8 protein-coding genes and 1 pseudogene are annotated in these 13,273 nt (G+C 53.0%); 2 read left to right on the top strand and 7 right to left on the bottom strand.

The window, feature by feature from the left end:
• The first annotated feature begins 39 nt into the window (after positions 1 to 39).
• Positions 40 to 3,705, top strand: coding sequence for an ATP-binding protein (locus AC1RAC_RS03495; protein ID WP_492616244.1), 3,666 nt, complete (start codon positions 40 to 42; stop codon positions 3,703 to 3,705).
• A gap of 10 nt (positions 3,706 to 3,715) precedes the next feature.
• On the opposite strand, the gene AC1RAC_RS03500 is transcribed toward AC1RAC_RS03495, so the two are convergent.
• From AC1RAC_RS03500 to AC1RAC_RS03525, 6 genes are all read right to left on the bottom strand, one after another.
• Entirely contained in the window at positions 3,716 to 4,345 is a 630-nt protein-coding gene (locus AC1RAC_RS03500; RefSeq protein ID WP_492616245.1) for a response regulator, read from the bottom strand.
• A gap of 109 nt (positions 4,346 to 4,454) precedes the next feature.
• Positions 4,455 to 5,456 carry a fimbrial protein gene (locus tag AC1RAC_RS03505; RefSeq protein ID WP_492616246.1) on the bottom strand — a complete coding sequence of 334 codons (1,002 nt, stop codon included), beginning with the start codon at positions 5,454 to 5,456 and terminating at the stop codon, positions 4,455 to 4,457.
• Positions 5,457 to 5,520: 64 nt separating this feature from the next.
• Positions 5,521 to 8,022: a fimbria/pilus outer membrane usher protein gene (locus AC1RAC_RS03510; RefSeq protein ID WP_492616247.1), complete on the bottom strand. Its 2,502-nt coding sequence runs from the start codon at positions 8,020 to 8,022 to the stop codon at positions 5,521 to 5,523.
• A gap of 82 nt (positions 8,023 to 8,104) precedes the next feature.
• Positions 8,105 to 8,824: a fimbrial biogenesis chaperone gene (locus tag AC1RAC_RS03515; RefSeq protein WP_492616248.1), complete on the bottom strand. Its 720-nt coding sequence runs from the start codon at positions 8,822 to 8,824 to the stop codon at positions 8,105 to 8,107.
• A 54-nt stretch (positions 8,825 to 8,878) separates the two neighbouring features.
• The gene (locus tag AC1RAC_RS03520) at positions 8,879 to 9,469 is read right to left on the bottom strand and encodes a fimbrial protein (protein ID WP_492616249.1); all 591 of its coding nucleotides are present in this window, start codon (positions 9,467 to 9,469) and stop codon (positions 8,879 to 8,881) included.
• A 544-nt stretch (positions 9,470 to 10,013) separates the two neighbouring features.
• Positions 10,014 to 11,495 carry an aldehyde dehydrogenase family protein gene (locus tag AC1RAC_RS03525; protein ID WP_492616250.1) on the bottom strand — a complete coding sequence of 494 codons (1,482 nt, stop codon included), beginning with the start codon at positions 11,493 to 11,495 and terminating at the stop codon, positions 10,014 to 10,016.
• Positions 11,496 to 11,581: 86 nt separating this feature from the next.
• Here AC1RAC_RS03525 and AC1RAC_RS03530 point away from each other — a divergent pair.
• Positions 11,582 to 12,489 (top strand): annotated as a pseudogene (locus AC1RAC_RS03530) (AraC family transcriptional regulator).
• Here AC1RAC_RS03530 and AC1RAC_RS03535 read toward each other — a convergent pair.
• Complete coding sequence (locus AC1RAC_RS03535; RefSeq protein ID WP_492616251.1) at positions 12,486 to 13,235, bottom strand: SDR family NAD(P)-dependent oxidoreductase; 750 nt, start codon at positions 13,233 to 13,235, stop codon at positions 12,486 to 12,488. The pseudogene AC1RAC_RS03530 and the gene AC1RAC_RS03535 sit on opposite strands and share 4 nt — an antisense overlap.
• Between the last annotated feature and the right edge of the window lie 38 nt (positions 13,236 to 13,273).

Raw genomic sequence — 13,273 nt, forward strand, 5'->3', positions numbered from 1 at the left:
CCCTTCCCCCGTCTGATTTTCAGCCAACTGGTCACACAAGTGGCCGGTCTTGGCGTACGCGTCTTTTACCGCCAGGCAACCATCATGTTCAGCGCACATACCCTTTATGTTTTCTTCATTCTCCTGGTGTCGACTGTGACTTTGGCAGCACCGCCCCAACAATCGATCCCCTTACAGCCACTGTACTTGCTCAGCCAGATGAATGAGCAGCCACAGAAGCTGGAACTCCCCGATCGCGACTGGGCCTGGCTGCGTCAACGACAATCCTTGACCCTTGGGGTGGTAGCGCCGTTTGCCTTGCCATTTGACATGATTTACAGCAAGGGCGACTACGAAGGCATCAGCGCCGATGTGATGGCGATGATCCGACAGCAGCTGGGTTTAACGATAAAGGTGATTGCGTACAAAAACCGCACCGACGCTTTGGCGGCACTGCGGGCGGGCGCGATTGACCTCGTCAGCCGCGCAAGCGAGTACGATCGAGAGTCGTCCGATACAGCCCTGACAGCACCCTACGCTGCTAACGCGCCGTCGCTCTACCGCCGCCAGGACGATGACCGCCCGATCCCCCTTGACCTCAAAGACCTCACGGTCGCCGTCGCGAAAGACTATCTACCTTATGCGGATTTGATTGAGCGCTACCCACACGCTCAATTTTTCACCTACAGCAACACGGCTCAGGCTATGGCGGCCGTAGCCTTCCAAAACGTAGACGTTTTTCTGGGAGACTCCATCTCCAGCCATTACTTGGTCAATCACAGCTTCTTCGGTTACCTAAAGTTCGCCCGTTTCATAAAAATGGATTCGGGGGGCTATGGCTTTCTATTGCGGGACGACGATCAGCGCTTGCTGGGAATTTTGAATGCGTCCCTCAATTCTTTTGGCCCATTAAGAATGAGCTACGTGATCAAGCGTTGGACGGGGGGGGGCGCGGTTATGCCAGACGATAACGTGCAACTGTCACAGCAGGAAAAGCGCTGGCTTACCAATCACCCCGTTGCACGTTTCATGATCAACGATGACATGGCGCCTTCCGCGTTTTTCGGCGCAAGCGGCCATTTCAATGGCGTGATCGCCGATCTGTTTGAAATCATCACGCAACGCACCGGGCTGCAGTTTGAAATCCAGCGTACGGACAGTTTTGAAGGTATCCAGCAGGCCTTGCGCGACGGTAATACCGACCTCGCCGTGCTGACGCCCAGTCCAGATCGACTGGGTAACTTTCGCTTCAGTCATCCGTTTGCAACCAGCTCGTTCGCACTGGTGATCCCCACGGGGATATCAGGACGCGAGCGCTCAAGCCTGGGAGCCCTCACAGGTCAGCGACTCGCAATTACCAAGGGGCATGTGTTGATCGATATCCTCCGGCATGACTTCCCGGATATCCAACTGCTGCCGACGGAAAACAACCTCGATGCCATGAGCCTGGTGGCCAAGGGACAGGCCGACGCGGTGCTGATGACCTTGTCCATGGCGCGTTACTACACCGCTCGCCTGTACGAAAAGGAATTACGCGTGGCCGGCATTGTCGATATCCGACCGGCGACGGCCAACTTCGCGATGCGCCGTGGCGAAACGGAGTTGCAGTCGATCATCGACAAGGCCCTGCTGAGCATCCCCCCCGACGAGCTCAATGCGATCACCATCCGCTGGCGAGCCAACGCCGCAATGAGTGGCCAGACCTGGCGCGACTATAAGCGTGTGATCCTGGAAATCGTGTGCTGCGCCTTGTTGATCCTGTTGATTTCGGTGCTCAGAATCATCCAACTGCGACGTCAGATCCGACGCCGGGTCGCGGCTGAAAAAGCGCTGAATGACCAACTGGAATTCCTGCAGACCCTCAACCATGTCATGCCGGTACCGGTGTATGTGCGGGATCGGGAAGGGCACCTGTTGTCGTGCAGTCGTAGCTACGAGCAGGTCATGCAGCTTTGCCAATCGCAAGTGCAGGGTAAAACAGCCCTGCAGATCCACCATGAAAATGTCGAACTGGCGCCTTCGCTTCACCTCAGTTATTTGCAAGCGATGGAAGACGGCGTAGCAGTCGAACAACAACTGGAGATTACCGTTGCAGGGCAGCCTCATGTCATCGAACACTGGATCCAGCCCTTTCGCGACTCCACGGGCACCATTGCCGGTGTGATATGTGGCTGGCAGGACGTTTCGCAGCACTATCAACTCATCGAGCAATTGCAACAGGCCAAGGACCAGGCGGACGAAGCAAGCCGAGCAAAAACCCAGTTCCTGGCGACCATGAGCCACGAAATACGCACGCCCATGAGCGCGGTAATCGGCACCCTGGAACTGGCACTCAAACGCGCGGATCATGGAGTGCTCGATCGACAGAACATCGACATCGCCTACACCTCTGCCAAAAATCTGTTGGAGTTGTTGGGCAACACCCTGGACATCGTACGTATCGAGTCAGGCCGCTTGAGCTTTTCGCCACGCAGAGCCAACCTCAAAAGTCTGGTGGAAATGGTAGCCCGCGTATTCGAGGGGCTCGCGCACAAGAAAAACCTGGCACTCATCCTGGAAATAGACGCTGGCACCACCCTGGATGTGTCCATCGACCCACTGCGTTTCAAGCAAATACTCTCCAACCTCGTGAGCAATGCGATCAAGTTCACCGAGCGCGGCAGGGTGACCATTCGCCTGATCTGTCACGTGGAGCCCCCACAGACGCTAAATATGCATCTGCAAGTACAGGACAGCGGGATTGGTATTAGCGAGGAAGATCGCAAGCTTCTGTTCCGCCCCTTCGCACAAGTGACTCAAGCCGATCTGTCGGTGCACGGGGGCAGTGGACTGGGGTTGGTGGTATCTCGCTCACTATGTGAAATGATGGGTGGCCGCATGGAGCTGGTCAGTACGCCAGGGCGAGGTACGACCGTCAATGTCACCCTCAAGCTGAAGTTGTTGCCTATATTGCCTGAAGTCTCTATGCCCACGCCTGCCCCCCGTGAAACCCTCCCCGGCTGGGCCGTACGTGTACTGATCGCTGACGACAACACCCTCAACCGGCAGATGTTAAAGGCTCAATTGGAATACCTCGGCTGCGCGGTCACCGAAACCACCAATGGCTTGCAAGCTCTGGAGGCCTGGCGTATGTACCCATTTGACTGGCTGATCACCGATTACCATATGCCGGTTATGGACGGTGTCGAGCTGACGCTGGCCATTCGTCAGGAAGAACAATCGCGCAATGGGCACTTGACGATTTTGGGCCTGACAGCTGACGCTCAACAGGAGGAAATGGACCGTTGCCTGAATGCTGGGATGGGTGATTGCCTCATCAAGCCCGTGAGCCTGGCGATCCTGGAACAGCGGCTGACCGCCTTGCCGACACCTGCAGGCGCAGAACGAGCCGCAGCAACACGGCCGGCGTTCAATATGGATAAGCTCTCCCCTATCACAGGCGGCAACCCGCTGATTATCGAACAACTGAAGGGCGAACTTAAGCGCAGCAATCAGCGGGATCTGGACGAGTTGCGCCATTTGAACACCACACAGGATATGGCGGCTCTGGCGACGCTATCCCACAGAATGCGCGGCAGCGCTGCGCTGATGCACAACCAGTATCTGTGCGAACTGTGCAGTGAGCTGGAGCGCTACTGCGAGGATGAGATTGATGCAGTACTGGTACAGACCCGCCGTATAGAAGAGGAACTGATGCGAATTCAACGTACGCTGGAGGAGGATTGACACCTGTTATTCACACCAGACCGTTGCGCTTGGCCAACTCTCCAAGCGCGATCAAATTTTCGACACTCAACTTGCGTTGCAGGCGTATTTTGTAAGTGCTGACCGTTTTGTGGTTGATCATCAACTCATCGGCAATGGCCTGGTTGGTCATGCCCCGCGCCAACAGCTTCAACACCGTGATCTCGCGGTCAGACAGCTGGGCGATCAGCAAGCTTTCTTCACTGGCCGCCTGGGTGTTATCGCGCAATTGATGAATAGTGTTCGCAGGGAAATAGCTGTAGCCCGACAACACGGCTTTCACAGCCCCTTTCAGCTCGTCCAGGTTATCGTCCTTACAGACAAAACCCGACGCTCCGGCCTGCAAGGAGCGCATGGCGAAGTTTCGGGTGTCCCCGGAGGTGAGGATCAATACGCGAGTAGAAATGCCGATGGCTTTCAGGTGAGCAATGACCGAGAGGCCATCCATTTTCGGGATGCTCAGGTCCAACACGATCAAGTCCGGGAGTAATTTACGGATGACGTCGACTGCATCCACGCCATTGTCGACTTCGGCAACAATCGCGTGCCCTTCCTGCTCAAGCATCACGCGCACAGCCATGCGCATTAATGGATGATCGTCGACGATGACTATATTGCCCATTTTGAAATGCCACTCCGGATCTTTGGAACGATGAATGATGCACTGTGAGGGCAATAAAACCTAGCGCCCAAGCTCAACATCGCTTGCCCCCCCAATTCGGCTGCGCTGATCAGTCATACATAAAGGTGACAGTAACACCTGACGTTAACAGGCCTGGAGACATTTTGCTGCCGATGCGCACGTATCGCGCAGTGAGTTGTTTAACGAGTGTGCTTACCCCCGCCCCACTCACGTAACCGATAGTCTGAGTATTTAAAGTGGTGGGTGACGAACCAAAACGTATGGGGCGAGGACCATCCACGATTTGAATGGCTATTCCACGGACGGCCCCCTGACCGGAAAGCGTTAACCCCGAATTGCTCCAGCTATAGGCGTCCGTCATGTAAAACTCCACGGTATAGCCTACAAACGCATCGGCACACTTAAGAGTAAGTTTGAAGCTCGTATCGCCAGAAGTATCACCGACAGATTGAAATTTTGAAAAGTTTGATTCTGGCAGCTTTACCAAACTGGGAGAGGACAAAGTGCAGGACTTCGACTTTGCAACTAGAGTCGCACCAGAAGTGGTAGTTCTCCCCATGAAAATGTCTTGAGTATTAGTGTTAAAGTACGAGCTCACTACATTAAACGACGGAATGCTATACGAGCCAGAGTTTAATGTTTTACGACTGGCCACAAGCCTGATTCGGACACCAAGTGCCACCGGCTGTTGTTTTAACCAGACAACGGTACCATTCGTAGTCCAAGAAACGAACCCCGGCGCCGACACTGGATACCAAACGCCACTAACGGTTCGTATTTCCATAATATAACCAACACCTTCTATCGGCGTGGCATATAGCGCATAGTTTTTTGAACCATAAGAATAATTACCTAAGCTCGCCCCAGAGGCATTATGAATAAATGAATATATACCACTCCCATCGCACACCGATACTTTTGTGTTCAGTGCAGTATGCCAGTCACTAGAGATCATGCCGTCAGCGTGGCTTTCGTTCTGCCAATCAAATTGGTTAGGTAATGATATTCTTAATGCTGTAGATACGGGCGAACAAACGATCGCCGCATAGCAACTTGAATGAAGTATCAATAACAAAAAAAACCATCTCATACGAATATCCGCTCATTAAAGTATATTTTAATATCAACAGCTGGCCGCTGTCCCCTATGAAATACTATTTACCCACACACACCGCATCATATTTTTCGTACATCAGATCCCGATTAACCGCAGGCACGTCGTAGGTGACATGGCAACTGCCATCACTCCAGCGAACTTCAAAGTCGCCTTTATCCTTAACGCCAAATACCAGCAACTTCGACAAGTTATCAAGGGTCCCTAATATCCTGCCACCTTCACCAACCGCTTGCGCACCAAACGGAAGCTTCTGACCATTATTTGTACGCAACGCGAACTGAATCCGGCGCCCGGATTCAGCTTCAAATTTCGTCTTGACTACCGCGCCACGCGTCGGAACGACTTGCCGTGAAGTTTCTGCGATTTCGACACTGCTGTTGAAAGTAGCCGTTTCCAAGTTGATCCAGTTATAACGGTACGGCTGAGCATACGGTACAACCGCATACCCACTACTGTCCGTACGAACAGCATTGGAAGAATCCACACCAATTCCTTTGATATTCGGCACCTCGACCAAAGCGAATGTTTCGCCGACGGGCTGTCCCAAAGTAACGCCGTCGCGGTGCACCACCACAGAACCCGAGGCGCCAACGTCCAAATGCTTACTGTCTCGACCCTGCCCGTAGTTACCGCTGACTTTTGCGGTGGGAGCATCCCAGCTCAAACCCAGGTTGGCAGAACTGCCCGCTGTCCTACTGTGGCTGCCCTGCGCCGAATAATTGAGGGTGTTCTGATCATTCAAGTTACCGGATATGCCCGTCTGAATCGCCGAATCGCCTTGGTTCGAGGTCGTTACGCTGGTGTACAGCCGCTGTGAGCGGCGAACATCGCCAAACGGAATACTGAACGAGGCCGTCATTTGGTTATCTGCACGCTGGTTTCCGCCCTGCCCCTCGGTACGGGATACCGCGAAGCTGTAGCTGATATCCGAATAGCTGCCGTTATACCCAAACTGCCAGCGTCGGTTACTGCCCTGTCGATTCCAGTAGCTGGTTTCTCCCACACTCAAGAACACCGAGCCGCGGCTTGCCAGTGACTGGTTGACGTTCATGTCAAATCGACTTTTCTGCCGACCATAGTAGGGTGTTGCAACCTGTTCCTGCCCTTCAACATGCTGGCTGAACGTGCGATAGGACTCAGTGGAATAACGGTAACCGACCATGGTGAAGGTCGTATCGGTTTGGCTCAACGTCTTGGAATACAGAAACCGGGCACTCTGACCCATATTCTTACGCCCGGAACGTTCCTGGGAGCTGCTATTGGTCACATCGAAGGATAATCCACCCCAGGGAGAGTTGACCCCTACCCCCAGGTTGAGGGCCTTATAGGCCTGTGCAGCAATCACTCCCCCATAACCGGTAAAGTTGTCGGTGACGCCATATACCAGAGTGCCCTGAGTAAATTTTGGCGCGGCCTGACCTTGGGTCTTGTATTCACCGGCCGCCAGGCTATAACGCGTGTTGCCACGGCGAGTCATCACCGGCAAGTAGGAGTATGCCTGGGAGTACTGGCGCTCGCGTCCGTCGGCTTCGATGATCTTGATACTGAGATCGCCGTTTGAACCACTGGGGTAAATATCACTGATTTCAAACGCGCCCGCAGGTACCGTGGTCGAGTAAATCACGTAATTATTCTGGCTGATCTCGACCGTTGCATTCGTTTCAGCAATACCACGCACCACAGGGGCGAATCCAACCTCATCATCTGTCAACATCCCCAGTTCCGAAGACAATTGCGCACCGCGAAACCGCACGCTGTCAAAAATTTCGCCTTGGCTATAGAGCTCCCCCGCCGAGAGCTTGCCCTTTAAGCTAACAATGTCGCGTTCAGCGTAGGTGCGGTTGCTGGAGAACTTTTCGCGCTGACCGGTGGAGCCGGATATCGACGACTCGTTGCGCAGACGCCAGACGCCAATATTGAAGCCATTGCGCAAGCCGACATAGCGGTAATCGTTGGTGTACCCCTGGTTGATATTGCGGCTGAAGTTTGTCTGATAGTTGGAATAAAACGCTGTAATCCCGTGATCCCATAGCGAGGGGTCAACGTAACCTCGGGACTGACGCTGTACATACGCCTGAGGCATGCTGATCTGCAGCGCCAACGCAGTCACATCAAACTCAACATCGGCGCCTGCCACGAGAGATCCGACATTAACGGGTGTTTTATCATCGCTCTTGGCAGCGATAAGTTTTTCTTGCTCCAGGCGAGCAACATTGACACCGATCGATTTTAGAACGCCCAGAGGAATAACAGGCTTTACCTCCCCCTCTTTCTGATCGACTAAAAACTCGATGCTTTGGCGCAGTGTTAATTGCTGATTTAAGTAAATGTCGACATTATAACGACCAGGGGCTACTGAGCTGCCCTGCTCGAAATACTTAAGTTCAACGGGTGCACCTTGCTTGCTTAGAAAGGCGCCGTTGAACTCCACGGCGTACGCCACACTAGGTACCGATGCGCCGAGCACAACCAAACCCGACGAACTCAGACTCCCGAACAACGTGATTGCGCGCTGACTCCCTGAACGAAATGCCCACATAAACTTCCGCCTTACATCTGAACTGTTAACTGCTTTCGGCAATTACTCTATTGACCGTGCACTCGCGGGCACTCGGAAAATATCAACCCGCCGCCACATCACTGACAAAAGGTTGGGGGGCACCATAATCATTAATTGCTTTGTATTCGACGCTAATGTTACTGCGCGCCGACAGCACACCGACTCCATCAATGGCGAACTTTAAAGTCTGCCCCGGCCCAATCATTTTCGACTGAACGGCATAGCGCTTACCGTCATGTTTTAAATTGACTTCCCCAAAGGAAATATAAAACGGTGATGCATTGCTAGCGACGAGCCACGACTTACCTGTTTCATTGATTAACTTCCATTTCAACTGTTTGGCAGATTCCACTTCGGACCCCTTGAGCCCAGTCGGCCGATAGAACAATTTGATACGTTGGCGGATCGCAATCTGCAGAGTGTTATCGTCTTCCGACTTCTGAGGGATTTCCTGAACGCTTAACCAGAACACCGACTCTTTATCGGCGGGCAATCCCTTGCCTGAGTAAAAAATGCGCAGGCTTTGCTGTTTTTGAGCGCCCAAACGGCTAAGAGTCGGGGTCAATGCAAAAGGAACGTCTTGCTCCGGAAAAGCGGGGTCCGGGTCTATCCAAGATTGAACCATGATGTCTTTTTCACCATCATTCTTGACCATGATGGACGTTTCCTTGAGTGTTTCAGGATAAATAATCCGCGTCCCACCCAAAGTAATACCTGCACTGGCCACGCCAGTGAACAGCAACGCGAATCCTGCCAGGACGCATCTGGAAATCGAGTTCATATTATTTCCTGTGAAAAACCAGAGAAGTACCTTCGTACTTCTCTAGTTACCAACTTATTCGTAAGTTAGGGTAAATGGCAATTCGCCATTTGCGGTACCGGGTGTCATGGCTGCGCCATTAGCGACATACGCTGCGCGCATGTTCAGATTAGCGGAGTATTTAAAATCAGGATCGGTACCCGTCTTTACCAGCGCGGCATTGAATGTACCGTTACCAGCCAAATTAATCAGGTTATTGCTGCTGTCATAAATGCCGATGCCCACACCGGTGGCAACACCTGTAGTTCTCAGCAAATTATTATTTTTCAAGTCGACGCCCGAACCGGAATTCGGGTCAAACTGCACCTTTACTGTGGTCAGGCCAGCAGCAGTATTGCCACAGTCAAGATTGATGTTAATCGCCGTACCCGCGACGATCCCGGTAGGACTTCCCCCCAGGGAGTCCATAGTAACCTTCCCCAGTTTTACATCAATTACTTGCTTACCTTTACCGCCGGTAACAGCGGTACCAGCCCCTTGTGATGCAGTGCAGGATGCGGCAGTGATTTCACCCGTAAACTTAATGGTGCCATCCGCCGCCATGGCCGAGCTTGCAAACAGGCCGACGAGAGATGACGCTAGAATAAGCCGGATCGGAATAGACATAGTTATAGGACCTCAAAATTAGCAATGACAATTAATTAACTTCACCCTTTTTATAAGAGTTCGAGAATTTTACACACTCTGCAAATCCTACCTACCGCAGAAATCCATCTGCACCAACAGAGAAATCCATACTTGCTGTAGGATTTTACTTACACCACGACAACCAATCTACACAATGCAATTGAAGGCGCACGCTATTGGGCAGAACAGCAGTTCATCGTCGTTATGGGCTGTTTTTAAGGAAGGTGGGTGCGTATGAAATGAAGAGCTCCGTTGCGAAGTTCAGAGTCTTTATCTTTTGCGCTTCACATCAGGGAAGCTGTCTTGGAAGGCGTCACGGAGGCGTCTTGAATCCACCCCAACAAGTAACTTATAGAGTAATCAGGCCTATAAGCAATCGCGCCATACTTAGTCCAGATAAATTCCAGCTTATCTTGACCAAATGCCCCTCTACGCCAATCTGTGCTTGCACGCTGAGGCACAGAAAACACGCAGAAGGGAGGCAATATTCCTAAAACGAATACAGCATATCTATTCGTCAGACCTATACTGCCGCATTGGAGAACCAAGGCGTGGGTACGTCGGTTTGCACGGTCACGGTTTTGATCTGGGTATACGCATTCAATGTTTCTCGGCAAAATTCTCTACCGATTCCACTATTTTTATACCCCCCAAACCCCGTACCGTCTGTTATGTTTGAGTAGCGATTGATCCACACCGATCCCGCCTCCAGGCGCTCTGCTGTCTCCATGGCGTATTTAAGATTGCTGGTATAGATACCTGATGCCAGGCCATATTCGGTATCGTTGGCTTGGGCGATCATCGCTTCATAGTCATCCCAGAAAATCAATGACAATACTGGGCCGAAGATCTCTTCCTGGCAGATGCGCATGTCGTTGCGCGCGAGCAGCAACGTTGGCTGTATGAAGTAACCGTGTTCACAACCGGGAACATCGGCCCTGGATCCTCCCGCCAGCAGTTCAGCACCTTCCTGAATGCCCAGATTGATGTATTCCAGTACACGCTTGCCCTGGCGCGCATTGATCAGGCAACTGACACTAGTGCCTTCCTCCAGCGGTGAGCCCACCGTAGTCCGCTTGAAAGACGCGATCAATTTTTGCTTAAACACCTCAGCAATGTCCGTATGTACAAACAATCGCGTACCGGCCAGGCAGGATTGGCCATTGTTATGAATCGCGGCAAACGTCGCGTTGTCGACCACCGCGTCAATGTCATCGATATCAGGGAACACGATGTTGGCGCTCTTTCCGCCCAACTCGAGAGTTGAAGGCACGAGCCGCTTTGCGGCAACACCTGCGACTATCCGGCCCACTTCAGTGCTGCCGGTGAACGACAGTTTTCTCACCAGTGGATGCTCGCTTAGCGCCGCACCCGCGATCTCTCCCAATCCGGTCACTAGGTTCACCACACCGGCGGGAAAAATGCCATTAATCAGTTTGCCCAATTCAAGTGTCGACAATGAGGCATTTTCATCGGGTTTCAATACCACAGTATTTCCCGCCACCAACGCTGGAGCGAGCTTGAACGCGGCCATGATTGCTGGCGCATTCCACGGGATAATCTGCCCGCAGACGCCCAGAGGCTCACGCCTGCCGATCGAATAGCCCCCTTCAATTTCGCGCCCGATGTCTTCATGAGCCATGATGACTGAGGCGAAATACCGGTAATGACGAACGGCGGTGAGGTAGTCCCTACGTACTTCGCTGATGCAGCGCCCCACGTCATGGGCATCGATGCGAGCAAGGCGTTCGCTATGGTGCTCTATTTCATCCGCCAGCCGATTGACCAGGCGAGCGCGCATTTGTTGTCCCAGCGCACGCCATGCCGGAAAGGCGGTCTGGGCTGCCTGGACCGCACGATCGACATCGGCCGCCTCGCAATAACGGATATAAGCCAAATGCCTACCTGTCGCAGGATCAACGGCGGCAAATGCACGTTCTTTATCGCCATTTTCAAATTGGCCGTTTATCAACGGGCCATAAAAGTTATCGAGAGAAACTTGCATGCTGAACCTCATATTTACGTGTGATTATTGGATTAACTCTGGTGTAAAATGCCAATTAAATTATTTTCCGTCCAAAAAGGTGGTACATAGATCCTCTGTCCGACGTCTTATCATTATTGAGAATTCGTAATTATCATTCCGCCACGCTCACTCTTGGGGGCGACTGGGCATTCAACTTCCCCAAGCGCGAGGGCATCAAATTCACCGCTGTCGTCAAGGGCAGTTGTTGGTTGCAAGTGGACGGCGAACAACACCCCCAACGCCTTGATCAAGGTGACTGCTTTCTCATGACCCGGGGCATGCCGTTCACCCTCTACAGTGATATGTCCCAACCGGTCATGGATTCGGACGGTCACTTTCAAACGCTGGCAGCGGATGAACTCGACCCGAGCTACGGCGGCGATGACACTCAATTGGTGGGCGGCCGCTTTGACTTTACAGGCCTTCCCACCCAGCTCTTGCCCACGCTGGTGCACGTGCAGAGCAAGGAACCACAGGCTTCGATCCTGCGCTGGGCCCTTGAGCGATTCACCTCGAAACTGCAGCAGAAACGCGCCGGCCGATCGTTGATGAATGAACACCTAGCGCACATCATGTTGGTCGAAGTGCTGCGCGCGCATTTGGCGACGCTGGACAGCATAGGCATCGGTTGGTTTTTTGGCCTGGCTGACCGCCACCTCAGCCTCGCGTTGAGCGCAATGCATGGCGAACCTTCCCACCGCTGGAGCGTGCAGGAACTGGCGCAGCGGGCCACCATGTCGCGCTCGGCGTTCGCGTTGCGTTTCAAACAGGTGGTCGGCACCGCGCCGATGGAGTATCTGACCTATTGGCGCATGTTGCTCGCTAGTGACCGCTTGAAAAACTCCGATGACTCGGTGTCCACCATCACGTTCTCCTTGGGTTATGAGTCGGAAAGTACGTTCAGTACGGCCTTCAAGCGTGTCATGTCACAGTCGCCCGCCACTATTTACGCGAGCATGATGCTCAGGCTTAGTGCAGACCGCCGCTGATAATCAGAACCTCCCCCGTTATCCAACTTGCATCCGCCGAAGCCAGGAAGGCCACTGCCGGAGCGATATCTTCAGGCTGGCCAATGCGACCCAACGGTGTAATAACTTCGATTTTCTGGCGAAACGCATCTTCGAAAAAGCCACTGGCGTGCACACCTTCGGTCACAACCAGGCCAGGGTTCACCGAATTGACACGGATATTCCTCGGCCCCAGTTCATTGGCCAGGGTTCGAGTAATCGCATCTACAGCACCCTTGGAAGCCGTATAGACGGTGGAATTGGCCGGCGTGAATGACGTGACGCTTGAGCTGATGTTTACGATGCTGCCACCGGCCGGGTTAAACACCGCCACCGCCGCCTGGGTACACTGGATCAACCCCAGGACATTCAGGTTGAACTGGCGATGAAACTCCTGCTCAGTGATGTCGGCCAATGGGTTGGTTGCGTAGACACCGGCATTGTTGACCAAAATATCGAGGTGGCCGTGTTCGTGCACAATGGTCTTGAACAGCGCATTGAGATCAACACTGTTGGAGACATCGGCCTGCACAGCGTAGGCACGCTCACCGGTCTGCAAAATCTCCGAGACGACCCGGTCGGCGTCCTCGCGGCTATTGGCATAATTTATAATCACGGTGGCACCATCCTTGGCCAATTGCTTGGCAATCGCTGCACCAATACCCTTGGAGGCACCGGTTACGAGAGCGACTTTTTTGCGCAACCTTTTCATGCTCTTTACCTTCTTTCACGAACTCAAATGAGTGAATC

This window comes from Pseudomonas sp. GW823-FHT02F05, assembly GCF_058797315.1.